The sequence below is a fragment of the Variovorax sp. 10L421 genome, assembly GCF_056395365.1.
On record NZ_JBFTJJ010000022.1, the window covers coordinates 29,569 to 55,994 of the forward strand.

Here is a 26,426-nt window from a genome sequence, read left to right on the forward strand (position 1 = left end):
CGATTCAAGTTTTGCCCGGCAGATCGGACGGCGTGTACTGCTTGCGGTCGTTCTTCTTGGTCAGATCGCAGCCGATCTTTGCCAGCCAATAGGGCTGCAAAGTTCCGTAGTCCTTGAGCACCTTGACGGCGTGCTTCTCGTCCACATCGATCAGCCGCATGCGGTGCGACATGTGCTGGCTCTTTGGGTCGACACAAATCTTGCCTTCGGGCGCATCGACGCAGGCGTTGCCGGTAGCGATCACCTTGCGCATGTCGGCCAGCTTGGTCGACTTGGCAGTCTCGACAATGTTCTTATAGAGGTACATCGTGACGTATGCGTTGTAGCCCATGTCGTTGATATACGGCTCGCTCGGGAACTTGGCACGCCACTTTTTCTTGAAGGCATCGGCCTCGGGCGAGGCGATCTCCTCGAACCAGTTAGCGGCGGCGTGCATCCTGTTCAGTGCTGGCGGCGCGAAGCGCTTGTGCTCGAAGCCCAGCATGACCTTGATCGACGAGCCCATGGGCAGGTTCAGCTTAGCGGCCTGGGCCTGTTCGAAGAACGAGTCCTGCGCGGCACCCACGTTCACCATCAGCAGCCAATCGGGCTTGGCCTTCTGAATGTTCTGGATGGTCTGAGCGAACTGGGATACGCCCAGTGGAATGAACTCTTCGCCGACCACCTGTCCGCCCAAGTCCTTGAGCACGGAACGATTCCATTCGGCTGAGATCTGGCCGAAGTTGTAGTCGGCCGCAATCACATAGACCTTCTTGCCGAACTTCTCGACCATGTAGGGAATCAACGTGGAGAACTGCTGCTCGGGCACGGCGCCGGTGCTGATCATGTTGGCGTCGCAGACACCGCCTTCGTACTGGTTGGTGTAGAAATAAGGTGTCTGGGTGCGGTTGACGATGGGCCGCACCGCCTCGCGCGCGGCCGAAGTGATGCCGCCGATCAGAACGTCAACTTTGTCGCGGTTGAGCAGACGGCGCGTGAATTCCTGGTAGCGCGCGTTGTCTCCTTGCGGGTCCAGGTGGATCAACTCGATCTGGCGGCCGAGAATACCGCCGGCCTTGTTAATTTCCTCGACCGCCAGCTGCGAACCGTGCAGCTTGGGCAGACCCAAGACGGCCAGATCGCCCGAAACGTCTTCCATGAGACCGATCTTGATCGTTTCGGCGGCGCGCGCGGGGGCGGTAGACAGCATGGCCAGGGCCAGCAGGCAGCCCATCGTGCAGTTGGATGTGCGGAACTTCATGTGCTCTTCCTCAGTTCAGGTTGGATGGGATGCAGGCGGGCGATCAAAGGGTCGGGTGGCGTTGGTGCCATGACGTTGCCCGCTGGAAGGCGACGCCGGCGCGCACCAGCAGGGCTTCGTCGAAGTGCCGCGACACCAATTGGAAGGCCACTGGCATGCCGGCCTCCGTGAAGCCGCCGGGCAGTGTGATCGTGGGATTGCCACTCATATCGAACGGGCAGGTGTAGCGCAGCATGGCGGCCAACAGTTCGGCGTCCTCGCCCATGCGCCCCATGCGCTCGAGCGTTGGCGAGGCGATGCCGGTGCTCGGGATCAGCAGCAGGTCGATGTTTTCGAACAGGGCGCGAACGCGGCCCGTGAAGTCATGTCGGCGCAGCACGATCTTCTGGTAGTCCATGCCGCTCTGGGCCCTGCCCAACTCGATGATGCCGGCCATGCCAGGGCCGTACTCGCTCTTGCGCGCCGGATAGGTCGCCTCATGCACGACGGCGGCTTCGATGCCGCACAGTGGGAACCAATCGGCAATCGCCTGCGTGGGATCAGGGAACGTCACATCGACCAGTTCCGCGCCGAGTGACTTCACAACCTCGACGGCGGCCATGACGGTCTGGTGCGTGGGCGCGTCGACATCGTCGTAGATCCAGCGCGCGTCGATACCGATGCGCACGCCGCGCAGACCTGCGTGTGCGGCAGCCAGGTAGTCAGGTACCGGTAAAAGGCTGGCGGTCGGGTCCTTGGCGTCGGCGCCGGCGATCACGCCGAGCATGGCTCCGGCATCAGCGGCGCTACGCGTCATCGGCCCGATGTGGTCCAGCGTGGCGGCCAGCTCGAACGCGCCGTAGCGACTGACCCGACCCCAGGTCGGTTTGAGGCCAGTCAGGCCGTTGGCGCCCGAGGGAAAGCGGATCGAGCCGCCGGTGTCGCTACCGAGCGAGCCATAGCACAAACCGGCGGCCGTTGCCACACCCGAGCCACTGGAAGACACGCCTGGCCAGTGCGCAGCGTTCCAGGGATTGACCGGCGGCGCCACGCTGGGGTGGTGATCGGCAAAGGCGCTTTCGGTCAGTTGCAGCTTGCCCAGCGCGACCGCGCCGGCCTCGCGCAGCTTGCGAACGACGGTGCCGTCCTCGGTTGGCACGAAGTCTTTGTAAAGCGACATGCCGGCAGCTGTCGTGATGCCCTGAGTCCAGCATAGGTCTTTGAGCCCAATGGGCACGCCGTGCAACGGTCCGCGCACGCTCCCGGCGGCGATTTCGCGATCTGCCTGCTCGGCCTCGGCGAGGGCTTGGTCGGCCATCACGAGGCAGTAACTGCGCAGCGTGCCGTTTAGCGCTGCAATGCGGTCGAGCTGAGCGTGCGTGACCTCAACGGAAGACAACTCGCGCGATTGGATGCGTCGGGAGATGTCGAGCAGTTCAAGGTAGTGCAGTTCGGTGTTCGCCATGTCAGGTTCCAGAGAGTTGTAGACATCGACGGGTTGTGTCCCATCGCGGCCTTACTTTATGGAGGGATGCCCCGCACAGCTTGGCTCTGGCCGCCAAACGAGCATGCTGAGACGGACAAACTGTGGGCGGGGCCGGAAGGAATCCTTACCGCGTCCGCGGCTCCATCCGTATTCACGACGAGCCGCTGCTTGCAGACTCGACGAATGTCTTCCGAGATCGTTGCAGCGCCCGAACGCCCGAATTGCTTTGCTGCATGGAAAGTCTCAACAGCGCGCGTGCGGGCGCCTCGAGAGTCACGACGCGTTGATCTTAGAGGGGCCAGTTAGACGGTGCTACGAACAGGTTGGGCTGCCGAGCGTAGATTCACCGGTTGGCTTGAAACTTCTGCACTGCACCCCATCCGGGGGGAAGCGTTTACCGCAACGGAGTCGGTTCGCGCCGACTGATTGGCACTGGGGTTGGCGTTAACTTTTGCCGCTGAAAATGCACATCAGCGCGCCGTTCGCGGCCGGTGCAGAGCGCAAAGCTTGTGCCCATCCGGATCGCGCACATAGGCGAGGTACAAAGCGCCCAGCGCGCCTTCGCGCAGGCCTGGCGGCTCTTCAATGGACGTACCACCGTTTGCGACCGCGGTGTCATGGAACTTTACGATCTGCTCGGGAGAGCTGCACATGAACCCGATGGTGCTGCCATTCGCCTGTGTCGCTGGCTCGCCGTTGATTGGCTCACTGATGCAAAAGGTAGCGCCATCGTGGCGATAGAACAGCCGTTTGTGGCCGGTTTCAGTTTGATCGTGCGAAGGCTCTCGAGCGCCAAGAGCGCCGAGCACGGCGTCATAGAAGCGTTTGGAACGTTGAAGGTCGTTGGACCCGATCATGATGTGGCTGAACATCTGTCTTCTCCGATAGTTGTATTTCATGTAGACGGTGGACGTTGAAAGTCGGAACAGTCACACGTCGTTCCAGCGCTTAGCCAGAAGCATTTGCGGATCGACGGCTTCGCTGCCGGCGTCCCGTGCGGGTGCTTAAGTGGGTGAGCGGGAAAGTCGACACTGAACCTGCGTCTTGCCTGTCCACGTCTATGAGACGCCTTCAGCTGCGGCGCGCGCATCCATGTTCGAGCCCCCGTCCAGCGCCTGCCACGCCGTAGGCCCCTGCTCGATTTCATGCGCGGTCAACAAGCAGTTATCCAATTGAGCCTTCAAGCGGTCCCAGTCGATGGCCTGGCCGATAAAGACGATCTCCTGCCGGCAATCGCCGGTCGTTGCATCCCACTTGGAGGTGATGCCGTCACGGCGGTAGTCATCCTTTGGCCACTGCGAAGCGTCGATGAAGCGCCACCACTTGCCGATAAATCCCCAGCGGAAGGCCGCACCACTCTGGACCAAAAAGCCGATCGATAGCATCTGGTGCGCAGACCAGAAGTAGCCTTTCGCCCGCAGCAATCTGCCGTTGTCCCAGGCTGCATCCAACAAGCGCATCAAGCGCCCCGGGTGAAACGGTATCCGTTCACGGTAGACCCAGGACGCGATGCCATACTCCTCGGACTCGGACGGCGTTTGCGAAACGTCCTGCATGCGGCGCATCCAGCCAGGAGAGCGCATGAGCAGGGGCAAGTCGAACTTCCCGGTGTCGAGCACCTTCGATAGGTCCACGCAGCCATGCGCAATTGCAAGAACCTCTGCACCGGGGTTGAGCTCGGACAGCATGCCACGGATCTCGGCCACCTCCTCGGGACTCATTGCATCCAGGTGACTGACGAGGATGACATTGGCGAACTCGACCTGCTGGATTAGCAGTTCGGCCAGTGGCTTTGTCGTCGGCGTCTGTGCAGGACCGGACTGCACCAACGTGTCGCTGCGCAACAAGTCGCGGAATGTCAGCCCATTGACCATCGTCACCAGGGTATCCAGCCTGGCCAATTCGCTCAGACTGAACCCTTGCGCATTCAGGAAAGCGAAAGTTTCCGCAACGGGCATGGGCTCCGAGATGCCCGTCGACTCGATCAAGAGGTAGTCGAATCTCCGCTCGGCCGCCAGGCGACTGACTTCCTCCAGCAGATCAGCGCGCAAGGTGCAGCAGATGCAGCCGTTGCTCATCTCGACCAACTGATCAGTACCCCGCTGCAAGGCAACGTTGCGCTGAACATCCTCGGCGTCGATGTTGACTTCGCTCATGTCGTTCACGATGACCGCCACTTTCAACCCTGCCCTGTTGCGCAGGATATGGTTCAGCAACGTGGTCTTCCCAGCTCCGAGGAAGCCGGACAGAACGGTCACCGGTAGACGACGCGAGTCTTCTTGCACCGAGGATGCCACTTCTCAGGCCAAAGCGGCTACTTCAACGGGCTTCGAATCGTGTCGCGTCGACGACGACACGGTCTTGAGCCCAGCGGGCACCTTGTCCAGGTAGCCCTCGAACAGATCGACGACCACTGTGCCATCGTCGGCAGCATCGCCCCAAAGGTCTGTGACCTTGAACTCGACGTGGTAGGTCGACTGCATTTGTGCCGACTTGTCACCGTGTCCGATGGTGTCGGGGAAAGGCCATTTGACCGTGGTGCGATGCAGGATCTTGCCCTCCTTGCCGCGCACGTAGCCGGGCATGCGTATGTGACCTGAAACGAACTCGTCGCGGACCTTGACGATCTCTCCGACCTCGAATGGCGATCGTTCGGCGATGGCAGGCCTGCCGGAGGATGCATAAGGGCGGGCCAGCTTGAAGTCGGTGCCCAAACAGGCATCAAGCTGTGCCTTGGTGATCGCGCCGTACTCGACCAGCAAGGTAGCCGTTCCGATGATGATCCGGTCGTAGTACGGCGCGTCGAAGTAGTGCCGGGTGTCCATGCGCTCAATGGCATGCCGCAGTTCATCAATGCTGATCAGCTTCATGGCATCGGCCGCTACAAAGACCAGGCTGTACGCCAGGTGTTCCCAGTCTTCATGGAACACCGGCTTGTAGCTCAAGCTGTTGTTGGTGTGGGGCACTTTGCCAAAGCCTTGCATGCCACCGAGATCGTGAATTCCGTCCATGATTGCTTCTCCAGAGTTAAGAGTCGGTCGAATGCTCAGGCGACGCGGGGACGCGCCACACCGATCAGCACATCTTTCGTGACCAGCTTCGCCAGCTGTTCCTCGTTCATTTGCTCCGTGCCGTCCGGCCGAACCGGCAACACCATGTAGCGGGTTTCTGCCGAGGTGTCCCACACTCTCACGGCGACGTCCTCCGGCAGGTCTTCGCCAAGTTCCCGCAGCACCGTGCGCCCCTCCCGCACCAGCCGAGCGCGGTACTCGAAGCTCTTGTACCACTCGGGCGGAAGTCCGAGCACCGGCCAATTCGTGCACGAGCACATGCTGCAGACGATCACGTTCTGCAGCTTGGGGGTGTTCTCGAGTGCCACGATGTATTCGCCCTGGGGTCCGGTGTAGCCGAACTGCTCACAGGCCTTGGTGCCATCTTTCAGTAGCAGCTCGCGGTAGACCGGATCGACCCAAGCCTTGGCGACGACGCGCGCGCCATTCGAGGGATCCCAGTCGTGCTCCATGTGCTTGATGAAGGTCTCGATGTATCCCTCAGGAATGAGCTTCTTGTCATTCATCACCTTGAACAGTGCACGCGCGCGGTCGCCCGGCGTCGCCAAACTTTCCCCGACGGCTTGATGATTCATCGCAGGTTCTCCAGAAGAGTTGTAACAAACGCTGCACGAGGCTGCGTGACGTTGGCACCACCCCAGAACCGCACTCTGCAGCCTCGGTGGAGCTACGCCCAATGTAGTGCTGCCAGAACCTGGCAGCATGACTGTGAGCGACGCGCCGCTTGACTGCGCTCGCCATTGCAATGGCGCGCTCCAAGCGTCACGCGGCCAACACCGCCCATCGACTGCATGGGCACGAAACATGCTCAATGCACCACTTATGGTTTATCTGGATACCTCGACCTCTTACTGGGCACCATCATCCGGACGCAGTAGTACGGGGATCCTGACCATCGCTTTCGAATGGCGCACAAGGGCAGCCGCGTCAACAGAGTGACGAAGCTCTCGGCGTAGACCAAGGGGACGGCCCTCCTGGACTAACGGAGATTTCACGTGGATTTCGCATTTTCAACCGCCTCGCACGACCACTGGCATGACGTCGTCTGCCAGTACTGCATCCCCGCAGCGAGCCAGACCGTGCATCGGCAAAACTTCGACGCGGCGGTAACCGGCCGCTCCGTCGGGGCGCTGGATGCGGTAACCCTGGTGGCCCCGGAACACACTTGGACGCGGGATACCGCGGATATCAGGCGCGGGCCCGAGTCCAGTCTGTGGCTATCCCTTATGGAGTCGGGCGTTGGTTACGTCGAACAGAACGGGAATTCAACGGTGCAGAACACCGGCGATATCGTGCTCTACGATGCCGCACGCCCGTGGAAGTACCGTCTGAACATGCAGACCTTCTACACCGTCCGCATACCGCGTGACCTGCTCACTCGACGTTCTCCGGCAGCCGAGCGCTTCGTCGCAACATCATTGGGCGCTGGCACGGGTTTTCGGCCTGTCCTCGGAAGCCTCATCAAGGAGCTTCGCGAGAATTCGGCCTTGGCGAGTGCCCCAGCAGCAGCAACGCATGTGACCACCTCGCTGCTGGAGCTCCTAGCGTGCGTCATCGACCTGCACGCGGGTAACGGCCCCAGCCAGAGCGTCACCGACGCCCTGTACAAGCGTGCGTGCGCCTATGTCATGCAGCACATCGAGGATCCGGAACTCTCCATAGCCTCGGTCGCAAAATCTGAACGCATCTCCTTGCGCACGCTGGCGCGAGTGTTTGCCGCCAACGGGACAACGCCCATGCGGTACATCTGGCAGAAGCGCCTCGAAGCCAGCTACTGCGCCATGGCCCAGGGTTCCGTGCGCAAGGTGTCAGAGGCTGCCATGAATTACGGCTTCTCCGACTTGTCCCACTTCAGCCGGGCGTTCAAGAAGGCTTTCGGAGTCAGTCCCCAAGCCGTGATGCATCGCCAATAAGCCATCTTGCGCCGGGTCGATGCGGATCTACACCTGCAGGTAGGTCGATACTCGCTCGGTCGCTGTCACTCGTTATTGGTCGATAAAAAGACCAGCGCCAAGAGCTGGTCCAATCGCCAACCCGATGGCTCAAAGTGCTCCATTGGTGATTCGTACTTGGAGCACTGATTCCGTCATCGTCGTCGATTGGCGCGGATTGCGCGTGGACAGGGAAGGAATGCGAAGTTCGCCTCTGAACGCTTCCTTGCGGTTCTGGCTGTTCTGCGCCATTGCAGGGATCAGCCGGCGAATCCACGGCAGGGTTCATCGCGTCCAAGGGATTGAACGGCTGCTGACGCGCGGTCACCCCGGACACCTCGACGGCGCTCGCTGGCATCGATTTTTCGGGGACAGCCTCCCGCTTGGCAGCAGCGCCATCGCCACTGCGTCGGAAGAACACCGAAGATCGCGTCGCCTCCTCGGCCGCCAACCGCTCGGCTTCCGCCGGATCGACGCCCTGCCCCACCCTCGCCTCCACCGGCTGCTGTGCCTTCACCATGGCCGACGACCCAAGGTCTCCCCGGCAGCGGCGGGCTCAGCACCGGTGGCGCCGGCTTCGACGCAGGCGGCATCCCGGCATAGTCCTTGGGCAACCGGTCCAGCCCGTCTGCCCGAGCCACGCGGTCCTCGTTGTACAGGTCGGCCGCCGGGTTGGCCACCGGCAACGGGTCGAAGCGAGAGTTCTCGATCGATTCTTGGCCGTTAGCCAGCAGCTTCGCGCGTTGTTCGTCGGCAATGAGCTTCGTCATGGTCTTTCTCCTTGGAAGATTCCGGGCGGGATTGCCCATCATTGCGCCTGCACGAAAAGCTGGGCATTCCTCTCATCACCACCTACAAGGCGAAGGGCGTCGTCGATCTGCGCCACGCATACGTTCTGGGCGCCGCGGAACTCTCGCCGCTGGCAGACGACGTCCTGTTGCCGCTCATCCGGGATGTCGACCTGACTCTTCTAGCCGGCACGACCCAATCGTTCCGACCTTCAAGCCATTGTCGGCGGAGCTCAGGTGAGGGCCGGCGTTGTCGCGGCGAGTGCCGACGGTCACGGGTTCTTCAAGCGTCGCGATTGAGATCGGCACGTCGATGTGCACGAGCCCGGTGGGTCGTCCATGGTGATGGCGATGGCCTTGTCGATGATCGCCATGCGCAGTGAAGCCCACCCCTCTTGCTTCAGGGATTCCACCAATAAGACCCAACCATCTAGTTGGTATCATACAGGCGTTGAAACATTGAAGTGTTGTGCCTTGGTGCTGCTAACTTGCCCGGCGAGTGTCCATTTCTGGACCTAAAACCTACCAAGTAATCGGTTTTCTCAATGGAGCTGCATTTCCCTTGAGAGAGAAAAAAGTGAAGCTAGTCAAAGTTGAAATTTGGTCCGATTTTGTATGTCCGTGGTGCTGGATCGCCAAGCGACGTTTCGAGAGCGTTGCCAAGGCTTTGGCAGAGGAAATCCAAGTTGCCCCCACGTACAAGTCGTATCGCCTATCCCCGGGGATGGTGCCCACAGGATTTAAGGCTGCACTTGCAAAGAAGTTTGGAAGTGCTCGGGCGGCGGAGGAGTTGATGGCCACGGTTTCGAAACAAGCGGCTCTGGATGGATTGATTTACAACTTCTCAAACATGAAGTTTGGTGATACCACGGATGTGCATGCGCTCGTCAAGTCTGTTGCATCACCCACGCTTCAAGGTCTTCTCATTGATCGGGTCTTCCACGCCTATATCTCTGAAGGCTTCAACATATTTGATCGTGCAGTGCTTCAGGAAATTGCCCTGCAATCAGGAATCCTCAGCGAGCAGGTAGATCTTGATTTGTATGAATCAATTGCAGCAATAGAGCGCGAAGAAGCCGAGGCTACGCGTATCACCGGTGGTGTTCCCCTGTTCGTCTTCAACTCAAAATTTGTCCTATCAGGAGCTCAGCCGATCGAGGTGTTTGAGCAAGTACTTCGAAGGGCAGCAGAAGAGTCTCTAGCGACAGTGACCGTGGCAAACGCTGGGGTATGCGAATCAGAGGGTTGTCGGATTTAGTACGACTGTGTAGCTGGAGAGCTTTTTTAGCCGCCCGAATCTTTGCATACCTTAGGTCTGTTTCAGACGTTTTTATGACATCCAATTTTGATCAACTGATCTCGCGCCAGGGCACCAATGCCCTTGCGGAGGATGGGTACGAGAAGTATCTATTTGGAGCCGAACCGTTGGTGCCGCCTCTACAGGTGCCCTCGACGGAACTGGTGTCCATGTGGGTTGCTGACATGCAGTTCGCCGCACCCGAGGCCGCCATCGGCGCCATGCGTGAGCGACTGGCGCATCCCATTTTCGGATACACGATGAACTTCGACGACCAGTTGTACGACGCCTTCAGTGCGTGGTGTGACCGGCGCTACGGTTGGCGTTTCGATCGTGAGCAGATGCAGATTTCCCTGGGAGTGATCCCCGCGCTTTTCGGTCTCGTCGAATACGTGTGCGCCCCCGGTGACAAGGTGCTCAGCCTGACGCCGTCGTACGGCTACTTCAAGCATGCAGTCGTCCAACGGGACAGGGTGTTCGAAACCTCGCCCTTGCGCAAAACGGACGACGGGGACTACGAGATTGACTTCGAGGATTTCGAGCGCAAGGTTCGAGACCCGGCCGTGAAGCTGTTTTTCCTCTGTCATCCCCATAACCCGACCGGACGCGTCTGGACCGAGGATGAGCTGCGCCGCATGGCCGAGCTGTGCCTGTCCAATGGCGTCAAGATCGTGTCTGACGAGATCCACTGCGACCTGACCCGCACCGGGGTGACGCATGTGCCACTGGCCAAGCTATTCCCGAGCAGCAAGGACATCATCACCTGCATGGCGGTGAGCAAGACGTTCAACCTGGCCGGGTTGATGGTCGCCACGGTAGTCATCCCCGATCCGGAACTTCGAGCGACATGGAAGCGAAGGCACTATCCGTTCGTCAATCCGCTAAGCCTCGCTGCGGCCGTCGGTGCTTATAGAGACGGCGAAGCCTGGCTTGACGCGCTCAGGAAGTATCTTGACGACAACTTTGCGTTCATGCATCGATACCTCGCGCTTTGGCTACCCAAGGCACGGTTCCAGATTCCGCAGGCCACATATCTGGCATGGGTGGACTTGAGTGCCTATTTCGATGACTCCGTCAATCTGACCAGGTTCTTTCTCGAAAAGGCTGGCCTGATCTTGGAGGGAGGAGAAATGTTTGTGGCGAACGGGGCTCAATGCATTCGATTGAATCTTGCATGCCCACGAATACAAGCAGAAGAGGCTTTGAAAAAGCTGGTGGCTGCGATCGCGTCGCATTAGATGCACAAGTCATGAGCCTGGGGATAGCGCCCTAGGAAGCATGCTCCAACCAGTCAAAAAAAGACATTGATAACCGAATATGGTTGTCGGTAAAAAAACTACAGGAGACAAGTTCATGGATATTTTGATACAGCAGATCATCAACGGTCTGGTCCTCGGCAGCATGTATGCCTTGATAGCCTTGGGCTACACCATGGTGTACGGCATCATCAATCTGATCAATTTTGCGCACGGTGAAGTGCTGATGGTAGGGGCGCTCACGAGCTGGACCATCATCGGCCTCATGAAGGAATCAATGCCCGGTACGCCCGGCTGGTTGATCCTCATCATCGCGTTGATCATTGCCTGCGTGGTGGCTGCCACGCTCAACTTCGTGATCGAGAAGGTCGCTTACCGGCCGCTTCGCAACAGCCCCAAGCTGGCGCCCCTCATCACGGCTATCGGCATGTCGATCCTGCTGCAGACGCTGGCGATGATCATCTGGAAGCCCACCAACAAGGCTTATCCCAACCTGCTGTCGACCACGCCCATCGAAGTGGCTGGCGCAGTGATCTCGCCCACTCAGGTCATGATCCTGAGCGTCACGGCGTTCTCGCTCGTGGTGCTGATGTGGCTGGTCAACTACACCAAGCTCGGCCGCGCCATGCGCGCCACCGCCGAGAACCCGCGCGTCGCGGCGCTCATGGGCATCAGGCCCGACATGGTCATTTCGGCCACCTTCATCATCGGCGCCGTGCTTGCGGCCATCGCAGGCGTCATGTACGCCTCCAACTACGGCATCGCGCAGCACGCGATGGGCTTCCTGCCCGGCCTCAAGGCGTTCACCGCGGCGGTGTTCGGCGGCATCGGCAACCTGGCCGGCGCCGTGGTCGGCGGCATCCTGCTCGGGCTGATCGAAGCCATCGGCTCCGGCTATATCGGTTCGCTGACCGGCGGCGTGCTGGGAAGCAACTACAGCGACATCTTCGCGTTCATCGTGCTGATCGTCATGCTCACGCTGCGGCCTTCAGGCCTGCTTGGCGAGCGCGTGGCGGATCGCGCCTGAGGAGCAGCACACCATGAAGAACAGCAAGAACCTCGCTCTCTACGTTCTCGGCGTCGTCGCCGTGCTCGCCCTGCCCATCTTCCTGCAGAGCCAGGGCAACGCCTGGGTGCGCATCGCCGACATCGCATTGCTCTACGTGATGCTCTCGCTCGGCCTGAACATCGTGGTCGGCTACGCCGGCCTGCTCGACCTGGGCTATGTCGCCTTCTTTGCCGTGGGGGCCTACCTCTTCGCGCTGATGGGCTCGTCGCACCTGTCCGAAACCTTCCCGTGGTTCAAGGCCATGTTCCCGAACGGGCTGCACACCTCGCTGCTCATCGTGGTGCCGCTGGCGCTGGTGGTGGCGGGCGTGCTGGGCGTGATGCTCGGGGCGCCCACGCTCAAGCTGCGGGGCGACTACCTGGCCATCGTGACGCTCGGCTTCGGCGAAATCATCCGGGTGTTCCTGAACAACCTCGACCAGCCGATCAACATCACCAATGGGCCGAAGGGCATCACCGCCATCGACTCCATCAAGTTCTGGGGGCTCGACCTCGGCAAGGCATGGAAGTTCGACGGCTTCTCGATCTCGTCGGTCACGCTCTACTACTACCTGTTCCTTGCGCTGGTGGTTGCCACCATCATCATCTCGCACCGCCTGCAGATGTCGCGCATCGGCCGCGCCTGGATGGCCATCCGCGAGGATGAGATCGCCGCCAAGGCCATGGGCATCAACACCCGCAACATGAAGCTCCTGGCCTTCGGCATGGGCGCCAGCTTCGGCGGCGTGTCTGGCGCCATGTTCGCGGCCTTCCAGGGCTTCGTCTCGCCCGAGTCGTTCAGCCTCATGGAGTCGGTGATGATCGTCGCCATGGTCGTGCTGGGCGGCATCGGCCACCTGCCGGGTGTGATCCTGGGCGCCGTGCTGCTGGCCGCCTTGCCCGAGGTGCTGCGCTACGTCGCCGGGCCGCTGCAAGCCATGACCGACGGCCGCCTCGACGCGTCCATCCTGCGCCAGCTGTTCATTGCGCTGGCCATGATCATCATCATGCTGGTGCGCCCGCGCGGCCTCTGGCCTTCGCCCGAACATGGCAAGACCTTGCAGCGCAAGGGCGCCGCAGCCGGCGCGCCGGTTGCGCCCGGTTCGCTCCAGACCCATGCGCCAGGCATCGAGACGCCAGCCGACGAACTGCCGGGTGCAGCGTCGCGTCCCATGTCGATCAATCCGTGAGCCGAAGGAAAAAATCAACATGACGACAGACACCATCCTCGACGTCCGCGGAATTTCCAAGCGCTTCGGTGGCCTGCAAGCGCTTTCGGATGTGGGCATCACCATCAAGCGCGGCCAGGTCTATGGCCTCATCGGCCCCAACGGCGCCGGCAAGACCACCTTCTTCAATGTGATCACCGGGCTCTACACGCCCGACAGCGGCAGCTTCGAGCTGGCCGGCAAACCCTACCAGCCCACGGCCGTGCATGAAGTGGCCAAGGCGGGCATTGCGCGCACCTTCCAGAACATCCGCCTGTTCTCCGAAATGACCGCGCTCGAAAACGTGATGGTCGGGCGACACATCCGCACGCATTCGGGCGTGTTCGGTGCCATGCTGCGCACCGGTTCGTTCAAGGCCGAGGAAAAGGCCATTGCCGAACGCGCACAGGAGCTGCTCGACTACGTGGGCATCGGCAAGTTCGCCGACTACAAGGCCCGCACCCTGTCGTACGGCGACCAGCGCCGGCTCGAGATCGCGCGCGCACTGGCCACCGATCCGCAGCTCATCGCGCTGGACGAGCCCGCCGCCGGCATGAACTCGACCGAGAAAGTGCTGCTGCGCGAACTGATCGACCGGATCCGCAAGGACGACCGGACCATTCTCATCATCGAACACGACGTCAAGCTCATCATGGGCCTGTGCGACCGCGTCACCGTGCTCGACTACGGCAAGCAGATCGCCGAAGGCACACCGTATGACGTGCAAAAGAACGAGAAGGTGATCGAAGCCTATCTCGGCACCGGAGGACACTGAAATGACGACGACGATGACGAGCGCAGAAGAAACAACGACAGCAACGGCAACTGCAACCCCGCCGAAGACCGCGGCCAATGCCACTGGCAAGACGCTGCTCAAGGTCAGCGGGCTGAAGGTCGGCTACGGCGGCATCCAGGCCGTGAAGGGCGTGGATTTCGAGGTCCATGAGGGCGAACTGGTGTCGCTCATCGGCTCCAACGGCGCCGGCAAGACGACCACCATGAAGGCGATCACTGGCACCTTGCCGGCGGGTGCCGGCACCATCGAATTCCTGGGCCGCAACATCAAGGGCCGCGGCGCGTGGGACCTGATGGGCGAGGGCCTGGTGATGGTGCCCGAAGGCCGCGGCGTCTTCACGCGCATGACCATCACCGAGAACCTGCAAATCGGCGCCTACATCCGCAAGGACAAGGCCGAGATCGCCAGCGACATGGAGCGGGTGTTCGTGACCTTCCCGCGCCTGCGCGAGCGCAAGGACCAGCTCGCCGGCACCATGTCGGGCGGTGAACAGCAGATGCTGGCCATGGGCCGCGCGCTCATGGCGCGCCCCAAGGTGCTGCTGCTCGACGAGCCCACCATGGGCCTGTCGCCCATCATGTGCGACAAGATCTTCGAAGTGGTGCAGACCGTGGCCGCGCAGGGCGTGACCATCCTGCTGGTGGAGCAGAACGCCAATCGCGCACTGCAGCTGGCCGACCGCGGCTACGTGATGGAGTCGGGGCTCATCACGATGACCGGCGACGCCAAGGAATTGCTGCGCGACCCGCGCGTGCGGGCCGCTTACCTGGGCGAGTAGTTTGGGATTGATTGTTGATTGAAAGGCGCTATTTCCCACGTCTGTTGGATTGGGTAATTCACCATTGATGACGCTCAGTCCAAAACTTCAAGAAACACACAAATAGTAAAAGATACGCAATATGAAATTTAAACTTCATGGTCTGGCTCTTGCTGCAATGGGTCTCATTGCAACCAGTGCCCTTTCACAAACCCTGGTGACAATTGCTCATGTTGCACCAACGAGTGGTGCCATCGCGCATCTGGGTAAAGATGACGAAAACGGAGCAATCTTGGCCGTTGAGGAACTCAACAAAGAGGGCGTCAAGATTGGAGGTCAAAAGGTCAACATAAAGCTCCAGACAGAAGACGATGCAGCGGACCCCAAACAGGGTGCCGCAGTTGCGCAGAAGTTGGCTGATACCAAGGTGGCTGGCGTAATTGGACATCTGAATTCTGGTACGTCCATTCCCGCGTCCAGGATCTATAACGAAGCGGGCATCCCCCAGATATCTCCTGCAGCAACCAACCCCAAGTACACCCGCCAGGGCTTCAAAGTTACGTTCCGAGTTGTGGCCGATGATACGCAGTTGGGTGGAGCGCTGGGGCGTTACGCTGTAACCGCTCTTAAGGGCCAGTCTATCGCTATCATCGATGATCGCACTGCATATGGCCAGGGCGTCGCGGAAGAATTCAGCAAAGCCGTCGTGGCTTCCGGTGGAAAGGTGGTAGCAAGGGAATTCACCACCGACAAAGCAACCGACTTCAATGCTATTTTGACGGCTATTAAAGGCAAGAAGCCTGATGTGGTGTTCTTCGGCGGCACTGATGCGGTTGCAGGACCGATGCTGCGACAGATGAAGTCCCTCGGACTTTCGGCCAAATTTATGGGCGGCGACGGCATCTGCTCCATTGGTTTAACTAAGCTCGCTGGTGATGCAATATCTGACAACCAAGTCTTCTGCGCCGAAGCTGGTGGAGTGGAAAAAGGCAGCAAATATGCGGTTGCCAGGGCTGAGTTTGACAAGAGGTACAAGGCCAGATTTGGCTCTGACGTTCAGATTTACGCTCCGTACTCTTATGACAGCGTGAAATTGATGGTCGCCGCCATGGTCAAAGCGGGATCTTCTGATCCAGCGAAGTACCTGCCTGCGCTCGCGGCCACTAAATACGAAGGCGTGACTGGCCCGATCTCCTTTGACGCAAAAGGGGACATTTTGGGAGGTGCCTTGACGTTGAAGACGATCAAAGGAGGCCAGTTCGAAGAGCTGGCGGTGATTCGCTGAAAAGAAATTATTAGGCCCGTGTAATGTGATGCCTCCTCATGAAACTAAGCGTGTTACGAGCAGTACTACTTTCTTGAAGAGCATTTTCTAAGCCCTTCTAGCAGGTAGATTTTATTTCTGTTCCAGCCCAGCAATCAAGACGATATTTAATCCAATCAATTTCTCAGGAGAAAAAATGAAAAATGCAACTAAGCCCTTCGTTAGCATCGAAGCCATTCGCGAAACACAGAACGTTGTGCGCAAACAACCCGAACTGGGTAACGTGACGTTCAAGGTCCGCGGCGAGGCAAAGGGTGGTTTGGTCTTTATGGGTGAAACTGGTCCTTTGATTCAAAACGGACAAGCTGATCAAAGTCGTTCCGGAAAGTATTCAGCTACAAGCGACGAGCCTGTTTCATTGCTTGGAACTGACACTGGTATAAGCCCAGCAGAGTACATTTTGCAAGCGTTGGGTGGATGCTATACGGTCACTCTCGCTTCAATGGCAGCGGCAAAGGGAATTGAACTCGACGGCATTGAACTCAATCTGAGTTTCGATATCAATCTCAATGGTTTTCTGGGCCTAGACGAAAACATCCGAAAAGGCGCTCAGGGTATCAATATCGATGTGAAACTGGAAAGCAGCTCTTCTACTCGAGAACAACTTGAAGAGTTGGTTCGTGAGTTGCCAATGAATTCGCCGATCCATGACACCTTGGCAAATCCGGTGAAAGTCTCGGCGCGCCTCTGCTAAGCATTTTTTAATTGCTCCAGCATTACAAAGCGGTTAGGTAGCTCCAGGCTGACTAACCGCTTGATCGCATCTGCACATGCCACAGTACGAATAGAAAGTGTTGGTGCTAGGCTGGAGACGATGCGGAAAGAGGACGGCGAGTACCTTTCCTAGAAGGCTGTCAGCGCAGCGCAGCGCAGGGCTGGGCGCAGTGCGCAGTACGCAGCGCAGTGCTCAGCCCGAATGCTGGGACGATCTTTCGCACACCTTGGCTGGGGGCTGGAGAGTGTCAGGGGCTGAGTCAGCCGACCATCAGGTAGCGAAACTACCAATCAGAAGGTATTATGGGGTATGGAGAACACTACCCGTACAAAGATCATGGAGGCAGCCGAGCAGCTGCTGCGCACCCGAGGATATTCAGATTTCAGCTACGCTGATTTGGTTGAACAGGCAGGCATCCGAAAGCCGAGCATTCATCACCACTTTCCGACTAAAGAAGATCTCGGTGTGGCAATCGTTAGCGACTATCTTGTGAACTTCAAAGCCACACTGGATGACACTCTCGTTTGCCAGCCAACCGCAGCGGACCGGCTGGCTTCCTACGCAGAGTTTTTTTCGGAGATCATTGAGGATGGCTCATTTCCGCTTTGTACTGCGCTTGCGGCAGAACTTGGTGCGCTTCCAAAGAGCATGCGTGACCAGACCGTCCAATTCTTCAATATGCATCTTGCTTGGTTGGAGAAAGTGGTTGACATTGGCAAGGCCAAAGGTGAATTCACGAAGGCTCCAAATGGAGAGCAAGCGGCGAAAATATTGTTGAGTGCGATTGAAGGCGGGGCAGTCGTTGGATGGGCACTATCTCGCCCTGAAGTGGTGCGCTCCAGCTTTGATGAAATCATTTTGCGATGGAGTGACGTCCCAAAACCTCATCGGTCCCGGCATTCAATCAAAAATAAGAATTTGGAGGACCGGCAATCCACCGATCTTAAGCTGGGACACTAATTTCGCTATTCCAGAGGCGATGATCGCATGAGACGTCCATGCAACAAAGGGGCGGTGGCATTGGTCTTCAACCAAGCGACTTTCGGCGCTCGCGGAATACTTGAACGATCACATTTCCGACAACGGGGCCGAAGGGCAGCCTCTGTTTCAGCCCATTGCTCGAATCGACTGCCACTTTGCGGGCGAGAGAGCAGCTGGTTTCCGCCGCGCCCTGAATGTGGATCCTCCCAATCCGGGATGGCGTCGGGCCTGGGTCGCCCTGGCTGGAAAGGACAGGGTCATCGGCCATGCCGACTTGAGGGCTCATCCCGCTCCGTACATGGTTCATCGTTGCCTGCTGGGCGTGGGCGTGCATCGTGAATGGCGACGCTCGGGCCTCGGACAGCGTCTGCTGGACGTCGCGATCGAATGGGCGAAAGCCGATCCGCAGATGGAATGGATCGACCTGCAAGTCATTGCGTCCAACGGAGCAGCCGTCAGCCTTTATGAGCGTGCCGGGTTTACGGAGACCGGACTCGTTCGAGACTGCTTTCGCGTGGACGGGCGCCAGGTGGACTATCTGTCTATGACGCTGCCAGTTCGTCGAGCATAGGACGCAGATGACCTCCGTGTTCGCGTACGTGGAGTACTGCGGCATAGAGGAACGGCGTGCGAGTGATCGTCGATGACAACGGCCGGGCTTCGAAATCTAAAAAGATAGACGGCTTTGCATTCTCAGCCCGCCCCCTGTGATTGACGACGCTGCCCAAGGCTGCGAGCTATTTCATCGAGCAGCCGAGGCACCAAGACGTTCTGCGATGTCGCCAGCCACACGCCATACGCCTCGGACGGCGTGCTCGCGCCCTCCAAAGGACGGAACACCGCCCCCGGCAGCGCGCAATGGCGCATCGCGTCGGGCACGAGCGCCACGCCCATGCCTTGCGACACGAGCGACACGACCGCGAGCCAATGGCGTACCTCTTGGCGCACCTCGGGCCTGAAGCCGGCGTCGGCGCAAATGGACAGGATACGTTCGTGGTAATCGGGCGAGGCGCCGCGCGAAAACAGCACGAAGGATTCGTCGCGCAGGGTGGCGAGCGCCACTTTGCGCTTCTTCGCCAGCGAATGCTCGGCCGGAAGGCATGCGACGAACGGTTCGGAAACCAGCAGCCGGCATTGCAGTTCGGCCGGCACCCGGCCCGTGTGCACAAAGCCGATGTCCAGCCGGTCGTGCAGAAGCTCAGCCATCTGCTGATCGGAATTGAGTTCGGTGAGCGTGACCCGCACCGCCGGATGCGCCGCCTGAAAGCGCGTCAGTGCCTGCGGCAGGCCGCGGTAGAGCATGGCACCGACGAACCCGATGCGCAGCCGCCCCGCGGAGCCTTCGGCCACGTGCCGCGCTTCCAGCAGCGCCTCGTCCGCGTCGCGCAGCAGCGCGCGCGCCGAGGCCTGCAGCGCCCTGCCCGCGGCGGTGAGGCGCACTGCCTTGCTGTTGCGCTCGAAAAGCTGCGCGCCGACCGAATCCTCCAGTTGGCGAATGGCCACGCTCAGGGGCGGCTGCGAAATCGAGAGCCGCCGCGCCGCCCGGCCGAAATGCAGCTCTTCGGCCAGGACCGTGAAGTAGCGCAGGTGACGAAGCTCCATGTCGGCGGCCTTTCGACGATAGTCATATCGGATTGCTCTAAACCAATTTGATATTAGACAAGAATCGTCAGCGCGCCAAAAATTCGGGCATCAAGGAGACAAGCCAATGCCCAGCCACGCTGCAATCGACGGCGGCACCGCCGTCCATCCCGTGCCCGATCGCCACGGCCGAAGCCTCTATGCCGACGACACAGAACTGCACAGGCTTCTGGCGCTCTACCTGCCGGCCGACCTGCTGGCGCACATGCGCCCGCACTTCGAACGGCTCGGGGCCCTTGCCGGTGGCCGGCTCGACGAGCTCGCGCACACCGCCGACCGCAATCCCCCGACACTGACTCTGCGCACCCGCACCGGCATCGACGACCCGCAGGTCCACAAGCATCCCGCGTACGTCGAGATGGAACGGCTCGCGCTGAGCGAGTTCGGCCTTGCCGCGATGTCGCACCGCGAAGACACACTCGGCTGGAAGGGCCGCATGCCGCCGCTGGTCAAGTACGTGCTGACCTATCTCTTCGTGCAGGCGGAATTCGGCCTTTGCTGCCCAGTCTCGATGACGGATTCGCTCGCGCGGACCCTGAAGAAATTCGGCAGCCCGGAGTTGGTCGAGCGCTTCCTGCCGCGCTTCCAGTCGCTCGATTTCGACACCCTGGCGCAGGGCGCGATGTTCATGACCGAGCAGGCCGCCGGCTCCGACATCGCGGCCACCGAGACCCGCGCCTGGCAAGACGAGCAGGGCCAGTGGCGCCTGTCCGGCGACAAGTGGTTCTGCTCCAACCCCGATGCAGATTTCGCGATGGTGCTGGCGCGCGCCGACGGCGGCCCGCCAGGCATGAAAGGCGTGTCGCTGTTCCTGCTGCCGCGCCACCTCGACGACGGCAGCGCCAACCGCTATCGCATCCTGCGGCTGAAGGACAAGCTGGGCACGCGCTCGATGGCCAGCGGCGAGATCCGGCTCGAAGGCGCCCTTGCCTACCTGGTCGGCGAGCAGGGCCGCGGCTTCGTGCAGATGGCGGATATGGTGAACAACTCGCGACTGTCGAACGGCGTGCGCGCCGCCGGCCTGATGCGCCGCGCCGTGGCGGAGGCCGAGTACATCGCGCACGAGCGACGCGCCTTCGGCAGGCGGCTGGAAGACATGCCGCTGATGAAGCGCCAGCTCGACAAGTTGCGTCTGCCGGCCGAGCAGGCGCGCAGCATGTTGTTCCAGACCGCGCAGGCGCTGGCGCGCTCCGACGGCGGCGAGAGCACCGCCTATCCGCTGCTGCGCATCCTCACGCCGCTCATCAAGTTTCGCGCCTGCCGCGATGCGCGCAAGGTCACCGGCGACGCGATGGAGGTGCGCGGCGGCTGCGGCTACATCGAAGAATGGAGCGACCCGCGGCTGCTGCGCGACGCCCATCTCGGCTCGATCTGGGAAGGCACCAGCAACATCGTCGCGCTCGATGTGATCCGCGCAGTCAAGCGCGAAGGTTCGCTGCCGGTGCTGCAAGCGCACTTCGAGGGCCTCCTCGACGACGCGCCGCTCGCGCCGGCCTTTGCCGCCGCCCTGCGCGATGCGCTCGGACGTGCTGCCGCGCTCGCATTGCTCGCGGCCGAAGATGGCGGGGATCGGCTCGCGCGCCAGGCGGCTTCCGCGCTCTACCACGTGGTCAGCGCCATCGCGATGGCATGGGAGGGTGCGCGCGGCGGCTCGGCGCAGCGCATCGGATGGGCGCAGCTGGTGCTGCTGCATCGCGTGATGCCTCGCGACCCGCTCGCCGCGTCGGAAGTGCCGCGCGACTGGACCGCCGGCACCCCCGTTGCCCTCTCAGCCTGACCTCGATTCACCCCCATAACGACGGAGACACACCATGCGACTTCTCGCCACATTCATGCTCGCCAGCGCCGCGGCCCTGCCCCTGCTGCCCGCGGCGCACGCCGACACCTTTCCCGACAAGCCTGTCACGCTGGTGGTCCCGTTCCCGCCGGGCGGCCCGACCGACGCGATGGCGCGCACGCTGGCCGCGGAAATGAAGGACCGCCTCGGCCAACCGATGATCGTGGAGAACCGTGCCGGCGCCGGCGGAAACATCGGCGCGGAGTACGTCGCGCGCGCCACGCCCGACGGCCAGACGCTGCTCTTCGGCACATCGGGGCCGCTGGCCATCAACGCGAGCCTCTACCGAAAGGTGGGCTACGACCCGGTGAAGAGCTTCGCGCCAGTGATCCAGGTCGGCCACCTGCCGAACATCCTGGTGGTGCACCCTTCGGTCTCCGCAAAGAACGTGAAGGAGCTGGTCGCCTATGCCAAGGCCAATCCGGGCAAGCTGAGCTACGCCTCATCGGGCAACGGCGCGTCGTCGCACCTGGCTGGCGTGCTCTTCAACGCCTCGGCCGGCGTCGACCTGCAGCACATCCCTTACAAAGGCACAGGTCCTGCGTTGAACGACCTGCTGGGCGGGCAGGTCAGCATGAGCTTCACCGACGTGCTCACCGCCCTGCCCTATGTCAAGGCAGGAAGGCTGCGCGCGCTGGGCGTCACGACGGCGGAGCGTTCGCAGGCGCTGCCGGATGTGCCGACGGTGGCGGAGCAAGGCGTGCCCGGCTATGACGTGAGCGTCTTCTTCGGCATCGTCGCGCCGGCCGGCACGCCGCCCGAACGCGTCGCCAAGCTCAACCAGGCGTTCATCGAAGTGCTCGACACGCCGAAAGTGAAACAGCTGTTCGCGTCGCAGGGCCTGGAGCCGGCACCCGCTCACACCCCGCAGCAACTGGGCAAGTTCATCCAGGTACAGATGGGCGAGTGGGCCGGCGTGGTGAAGCAGTCCGGCGCCCAGCTTGATTGAAGCCGATATGACCGCATCACCTTCCCGGGCTGGCGCACTGGCCGGTATTCGCGTGCTCGACATCTCCCGCATCCTCGGTGGCCCCTACTGCGGCCAGATCCTGGGCGATCACGGGGCCGACGTGCTCAAGGTCGAGCCGCCACAAGGCGACGACACACGCACCTGGGGTCCGCCGTTCAAGGACGGCGTGGCTTCTTACTATCACGGGCTCAACCGCAACAAGCGGACGATGCACCTCGACCTGGGCAAAGCGGAGGGGCGCGAGGCGCTGCTCTCGCTCGTCGCCGAAGCCGACGTGCTGATCGAGAACTTCAAGACCGGCACGATGGAGCGCTGGGGCATCGGCTACGAGACCCTGTCACAGCGCTTCCCGCGGCTCGTATGGTGCCGCGTGTCCGGCTTCGGATCTGACGGCCCGCTCGGCGCCCTGCCCGGCTACGACGCCGCGGTGCAGGCGATGACGGGCATCATGAGCATCAACGGCGAAGCCGACGGCGGGCCGCTGCGCGTCGGCCTGCCGGTGGTCGACATGGTCACAGGCCTCAATGCGGTGATCGGCGTGCTGCTGGCGCTGCAGGAGCGCAATCGCAGCGGATGCGGCCAGTTCGTCGAGGCGGCGCTGTACGACAGTGGCCTGTCGCTGCTGCACCCGCACGCGGCGAACTGGTTCGTCGACGGCAAGGCGCCCAAGCGCACCGGCAATGCCCACCCCAACATCTATCCCTACGACGCGCTGGCGACCGGCACCGAGCCCGTTTTCGTGGCGGTCGGCAACAACGGGCAGTTCGCGACCTTCTGCCGCTGCATAGGCGTACCGACGTTGGCGGACGATCCGCTCTACGCCACGGCCGGTGCGCGTTCGGTGAACCGCGAAGCGCTGAAGGCCCGCCTCGAAGAGGCCATGAAAGTGTTCGACGGCAACGCGCTGGTCGAGGCATTGATGGCCGCCGGCGTGCCCGCCGCGCCGGTGCTGCCGGTCGATGCGGCGCTCGCGCATCCGCACACAGCGCATCGCGGCATGGTGGTGGAGATGCCGGGCGGCTACCGCGGCATCGGCGCGCCCGTCAAACTTGGCCGCACGCCGGCCACCTATCGCCATGCGCCGCTCACGCCAGGCGAGTGCTTCGAAGCGCGTTGAGATGACCGTCGACGCATCCTGCCGCTCGGATATGGTGCTTTGATGCGCCTTGAGGACCTGGATGTCTTCCGAGCCGTTCACGAGACCGGCAACTTCCAGCGGGCCGCGCTTCGCTGCGGCCTGAGCCAGTCGGCCGTCACCAAGGTCGTGCGCAAGCTCGAGGACGAGTTCAGCGTTCAGTTGATGGAGCGCGGTGGGCGTTCGCTCGCACTGACGCCAGCCAGCCGGCCGGACCTTGTACCTGCGGGCCATGGAGCTCAGCGCGCTCACGACTGCCACGCGGCGCAACATGGCGGGCCCCCTCCTCGACACCAAAAACCCGATACCCCGGCCGATTGATCGGCACAATATCCGCGTGGAACTTAACCAGTTGCGCTCCTTCTTGGCTGTTGCTCGCACCGGCCAGTTGGTCCGTGCTTCCGAGCAACTGCATCTGACTCAATCGGCCTTGTCCAAGCAGATCAAGAGCTTCGAGGACGAATTGGGCGTTCTGCTTTTCGCTCGCACCCCCGCCGGCATGGTCCTCAGCAGTGCTGGTCGCCGGCTGCTGCCGGTCGTGGTGCAAACCGTCGACTCGGCCCAGGAGATTGTCGCGATTGCCGCATCGATACGGGGCGCGGTGTCGGGCGCGTTGCGGCTGGGTACGATCATCGACCCTGAATCAATCCGACTCGGTCCGCTGCTGGCAGCGCTGCTGGAGTTTTCGCCGCACGTGGAGGTGTCGCTGTTCCATGGCATTTCGGGCGGTGTGCTTCAGTTGCTCAAGGAAAAGCAGGTCGACGCATGCTTCTATCTGGGCACGCTGAAGGACACGGAGGTCGCGGTCAGGCAACTCGCGCTGGAGCACTACGTGGTGGTGGGTCCCGCGGCATGGAAGGCGCGTTTAGAGAATGCCAGTTGGGCCGAGCTCGCCGCCCTCCCCTGGATGGCCACGCCACGAGGCAGTTCGCAGCACGGACTGGTCGACCAGATGTTCGCCGAACGGGGCTTCGTCTACCGTACCGTGGTCGAAGTCGACCAAGAGGCCTCAATGATCGAGCTTATCCAAACCGGTGTAGCGATCGGCCTGATGCGCGAGCGCATTGCGGCCCCTGTGCTGCAGTCAGGTCAGGCCGTGGTGTGGCACGGTGCACGTCTTCCTTGCCCTCTGTCTCTGCTCTACCTGCGCGCGAACGAAGACACCACCATGCTGGAAGCCTTGCTTGCCGCCGTCCAAGCGGTGTGGCCGGCGGATGCTGAAGCAGCGCTCTGATGCGTTGACGGCCGCATCCGGTTTTTCCGGGGTTGAGGGCGACTAGGGGTTTACACCAAGGCCGGCATTCGCTCGCCTCGCAAGTGCCTGTCGCGCAAGGCTATTCCGTGCAGGCGCTTCGCGCTTGCCGAGATGTCAATCGGCTTTTGCGCACCCTTTTCCTAGACTCCCGCCAGACCGAAACAAGTTGCGCGCGAGCACGACGCGGTTTCCCCGGTGCTCGGCCAACCCCAATCCGACGAGAAAATCCGCGCGGCGCCTCATCGCCTCGCGTATCTGCGCACCAAAGCCCTGAGCTGCCAGTCCGCCGCCCTCCCCGATCAATTGCCTGTCCAGCCAGGTCGCACCGATGGCACGCACCTGTTGATCGATGGGAAGGTGCGAGCGCAATTCGATGGTCAGCCCCATACTCTTCTGTGCGTCATGTCGCTGGCCCTTCCGCACCAGGTCCGGCGGCACCTGCCAGACGCCATCGGCCACGCACGCCACGACGCCGCTGCGGCGTAGAGCCTCGAGCCGGCGCACGTGGACATCGATCGTGGCCTGCGGATCGCGGTCTGCCGCCTGCTCTAGTCGGACCAGATGGTCGGCGGACTTGTAGATGCCATCCTGGATGATGGCCGCAATGGAGTTGTCCACGGCCCGCTCCCGCCCCGGCGGCTTTGCTTCCACTATGCCGCCCACCGGCAGCGCCGACAGATCGGCACGACCCGGTAGTTTCAGGTAGTGCGCCCGGCCATCGATGCCGTCGACCACCAGGTAGCCCCGGTCGTGCAGTTCGTCAGCCAGCCCCTTGCCGACGATGCGGCCCATGACTGGAGTTACCGACGCGCCATCAAAAACACATTCGCGCTGCTGGCCCTGAAGTGCCCGGCGCATGATGTCCAGTGCCTCCTCGCGCTCGCTTATCTCAGTCAACGTGCGCGCCATGTTTGGCGCCAGCCGCCATCGGTTGGCGTCGATCCGTTCAGCCAACGCCATGGCTTCGAGCCGCTGCAGCCGTGCCCGCAGCAAGTTCTGGCGCTCGCGGTCTCCGGGCCGACCGGTCAGGTCCACGGTCTCCGCCACGGCTTGGTGCAACAAGGCCCTGTCCAGGCCCGTGAACCGCTGCTGCTCGACTTCCCGTTGCAGGCTTTGCCGCATTTCCAACTCAGTACGCGGCCCCAGCCATTCGGTCGCGATCTCGCTGGCGCGCAGGCGCATGCCCTGGGCGATGTAGTCCGGCGCGATGATGAGGTCTTCCTTGCCGGCGGTCCGGCCGTTCAGCACGATGTGGGTGTGCGGGTTGTCGGTGTCCCAGTGGTCGACCGCCACCCAGTCCAGCGGCGTTTCCAGATCCACCGCCATGCGCTGCATCAGTTGTCGCGTAAAGCCGCGTAGGTCTTCCAGCTCCATCGCATCCTCGGCCGAGACGATGAAGCGGAATTGGTGGCGATCTCCGCTGCCCCGCTCCTCAAAAGCCTTCAGATCGGCGACATCCGTGCCGGGCCCGTAGGCCTGGCCTCGCTGCCCGTCACGTGTCACCCCATCGCGCTCGATGTAACGCAGGTGGGTGGATACCGAGTTCACGCCGGCTTTCCGGAGCACCACGAAGCGGCCCTTGATGACCACGCGCCGGGCATGCTCGCCTAGGCGATCGACTGCCATGCCCGCCGCGACTCGGCCTCGGCCTCGGCCAAAGGTCGACGCGGGTCGCCCTGCTCGTTTGCCGGACGCTTTGGCACCGGTCTTCG

Annotated in this window: 25 protein-coding genes; 16 read left to right on the forward strand and 9 right to left on the reverse strand. The window is 61.5% G+C overall.

What is annotated here, in order from left to right; translation table 11 throughout:
- Positions 1-4 precede the first annotated feature (4 nt).
- The 6 genes from AC1DFC_RS23120 to nthA form a co-directional block, all read right to left on the reverse strand.
- Positions 5-1,240: an urea ABC transporter substrate-binding protein gene (locus tag AC1DFC_RS23120; RefSeq protein WP_478080789.1), complete on the reverse strand. Its 1,236-nt coding sequence runs from the start codon at positions 1,238-1,240 to the stop codon at positions 5-7.
- A 43-nt stretch (positions 1,241-1,283) separates the two neighbouring features.
- Positions 1,284-2,684 carry an amidase gene (locus AC1DFC_RS23125; RefSeq protein ID WP_478080788.1) on the reverse strand — a complete coding sequence of 467 codons (1,401 nt, stop codon included), beginning with the start codon at positions 2,682-2,684 and terminating at the stop codon, positions 1,284-1,286.
- Positions 2,685-3,175: 491 nt separating this feature from the next.
- Complete coding sequence (locus tag AC1DFC_RS23130) at positions 3,176-3,577, reverse strand: VOC family protein (protein WP_478080787.1); 402 nt, start codon at positions 3,575-3,577, stop codon at positions 3,176-3,178.
- Between the two features lie 186 nt (positions 3,578-3,763).
- Positions 3,764-5,002, reverse strand: a complete 1,239-nt coding sequence (locus tag AC1DFC_RS23135) for a GTP-binding protein (RefSeq protein WP_478154703.1) — start codon at positions 5,000-5,002, stop codon at positions 3,764-3,766.
- A gap of 3 nt (positions 5,003-5,005) precedes the next feature.
- On the reverse strand, positions 5,006-5,716 hold the full coding sequence (gene nthB / locus AC1DFC_RS23140) for a nitrile hydratase subunit beta (protein ID WP_478080785.1): 711 nt from the start codon (positions 5,714-5,716) through the stop codon (positions 5,006-5,008).
- A 35-nt stretch (positions 5,717-5,751) separates the two neighbouring features.
- Complete coding sequence (gene nthA / locus AC1DFC_RS23145) at positions 5,752-6,351, reverse strand: nitrile hydratase subunit alpha (RefSeq protein WP_012747232.1); 600 nt, start codon at positions 6,349-6,351, stop codon at positions 5,752-5,754.
- Positions 6,352-6,771: 420 nt separating this feature from the next.
- Here nthA and AC1DFC_RS23150 point away from each other — a divergent pair, with 420 nt between their 5' ends.
- Positions 6,772-7,689 (forward strand): AraC-like ligand-binding domain-containing protein, encoded by a 918-nt coding sequence (locus tag AC1DFC_RS23150; protein WP_012747231.1) that lies wholly within the window; start codon positions 6,772-6,774, stop codon positions 7,687-7,689.
- A 278-nt stretch (positions 7,690-7,967) separates the two neighbouring features.
- Here AC1DFC_RS23150 and AC1DFC_RS23155 read toward each other — a convergent pair whose 3' ends face one another.
- Positions 7,968-8,477 (reverse strand): hypothetical protein, encoded by a 510-nt coding sequence (locus tag AC1DFC_RS23155; RefSeq protein WP_478180060.1) that lies wholly within the window; start codon positions 8,475-8,477, stop codon positions 7,968-7,970.
- 580 nt (positions 8,478-9,057) lie between these two features.
- Here AC1DFC_RS23155 and AC1DFC_RS23160 point away from each other — a divergent pair.
- From AC1DFC_RS23160 to AC1DFC_RS23205, 10 genes are all read left to right on the forward strand, one after another.
- Positions 9,058-9,753: a DsbA family oxidoreductase gene (locus tag AC1DFC_RS23160; protein ID WP_478180061.1), complete on the forward strand. Its 696-nt coding sequence runs from the start codon at positions 9,058-9,060 to the stop codon at positions 9,751-9,753.
- A 74-nt stretch (positions 9,754-9,827) separates the two neighbouring features.
- A complete protein-coding gene (locus AC1DFC_RS23165) occupies positions 9,828-11,030 on the forward strand; it encodes a PatB family C-S lyase (protein WP_012747229.1) in 1,203 nt (400 codons plus the stop codon).
- A 115-nt stretch (positions 11,031-11,145) separates the two neighbouring features.
- Positions 11,146-12,075 carry a branched-chain amino acid ABC transporter permease gene (locus AC1DFC_RS23170; protein ID WP_012747228.1) on the forward strand — a complete coding sequence of 310 codons (930 nt, stop codon included), beginning with the start codon at positions 11,146-11,148 and terminating at the stop codon, positions 12,073-12,075.
- A 13-nt stretch (positions 12,076-12,088) separates the two neighbouring features.
- Entirely contained in the window at positions 12,089-13,285 is a 1,197-nt protein-coding gene (locus AC1DFC_RS23175; RefSeq protein WP_012747227.1) for an ABC transporter permease subunit, read from the forward strand.
- 19 nt (positions 13,286-13,304) lie between these two features.
- A complete protein-coding gene (locus tag AC1DFC_RS23180; RefSeq protein ID WP_012747226.1) occupies positions 13,305-14,078 on the forward strand; it encodes an ABC transporter ATP-binding protein in 774 nt (257 codons plus the stop codon).
- A 13-nt stretch (positions 14,079-14,091) separates the two neighbouring features.
- Entirely contained in the window at positions 14,092-14,877 is a 786-nt protein-coding gene (locus tag AC1DFC_RS23185; protein WP_478180066.1) for an ABC transporter ATP-binding protein, read from the forward strand.
- Positions 14,878-14,998: 121 nt separating this feature from the next.
- Complete coding sequence (locus AC1DFC_RS23190) at positions 14,999-16,141, forward strand: branched-chain amino acid ABC transporter substrate-binding protein (protein ID WP_012747224.1); 1,143 nt, start codon at positions 14,999-15,001, stop codon at positions 16,139-16,141.
- A gap of 175 nt (positions 16,142-16,316) precedes the next feature.
- A complete protein-coding gene (locus AC1DFC_RS23195) occupies positions 16,317-16,874 on the forward strand; it encodes an OsmC family protein (RefSeq protein ID WP_012747223.1) in 558 nt (185 codons plus the stop codon).
- Positions 16,875-17,204: 330 nt separating this feature from the next.
- Positions 17,205-17,855 carry a TetR/AcrR family transcriptional regulator gene (locus tag AC1DFC_RS23200; protein ID WP_012747222.1) on the forward strand — a complete coding sequence of 217 codons (651 nt, stop codon included), beginning with the start codon at positions 17,205-17,207 and terminating at the stop codon, positions 17,853-17,855.
- 100 nt (positions 17,856-17,955) lie between these two features.
- Entirely contained in the window at positions 17,956-18,447 is a 492-nt protein-coding gene (locus tag AC1DFC_RS23205; RefSeq protein WP_012747221.1) for a GNAT family N-acetyltransferase, read from the forward strand.
- A 122-nt stretch (positions 18,448-18,569) separates the two neighbouring features.
- Here the strand turns inward: AC1DFC_RS23205 and AC1DFC_RS23210 are convergent, their stop codons facing one another.
- A complete protein-coding gene (locus AC1DFC_RS23210) occupies positions 18,570-19,478 on the reverse strand; it encodes a LysR family transcriptional regulator (protein WP_012747220.1) in 909 nt (302 codons plus the stop codon).
- A gap of 106 nt (positions 19,479-19,584) precedes the next feature.
- Between AC1DFC_RS23210 and AC1DFC_RS23215 the strand changes: the two genes are divergently transcribed.
- Genes AC1DFC_RS23215 through AC1DFC_RS23235 form a run of 5 tightly spaced genes read left to right on the forward strand, consistent with a single transcriptional unit; the run spans position 19,585 to position 24,693 of the window.
- Positions 19,585-21,294, forward strand: a complete 1,710-nt coding sequence (locus AC1DFC_RS23215; RefSeq protein WP_478180062.1) for an acyl-CoA dehydrogenase family protein — start codon at positions 19,585-19,587, stop codon at positions 21,292-21,294.
- Positions 21,295-21,328: 34 nt separating this feature from the next.
- Complete coding sequence (locus AC1DFC_RS23220; protein ID WP_012747218.1) at positions 21,329-22,303, forward strand: tripartite tricarboxylate transporter substrate binding protein; 975 nt, start codon at positions 21,329-21,331, stop codon at positions 22,301-22,303.
- Between the two features lie 7 nt (positions 22,304-22,310).
- A complete protein-coding gene (locus AC1DFC_RS23225; protein ID WP_478180063.1) occupies positions 22,311-23,441 on the forward strand; it encodes a CaiB/BaiF CoA transferase family protein in 1,131 nt (376 codons plus the stop codon).
- A gap of 42 nt (positions 23,442-23,483) precedes the next feature.
- Entirely contained in the window at positions 23,484-23,780 is a 297-nt protein-coding gene (locus tag AC1DFC_RS23230) for a helix-turn-helix domain-containing protein (protein ID WP_080515735.1), read from the forward strand.
- The gene (locus tag AC1DFC_RS23235; protein WP_478079933.1) at positions 23,692-24,693 is read left to right on the forward strand and encodes a LysR family transcriptional regulator; all 1,002 of its coding nucleotides are present in this window, start codon (positions 23,692-23,694) and stop codon (positions 24,691-24,693) included. The genes AC1DFC_RS23230 and AC1DFC_RS23235 overlap by 89 nt, the downstream gene beginning before the upstream one ends.
- 135 nt (positions 24,694-24,828) lie before the next feature.
- On the opposite strand, the gene AC1DFC_RS23240 is transcribed toward AC1DFC_RS23235, so the two are convergent.
- Positions 24,829-26,340: a DUF3363 domain-containing protein gene (locus AC1DFC_RS23240; protein ID WP_208856301.1), complete on the reverse strand. Its 1,512-nt coding sequence runs from the start codon at positions 26,338-26,340 to the stop codon at positions 24,829-24,831.
- Positions 26,341-26,426 lie beyond the last annotated feature (86 nt).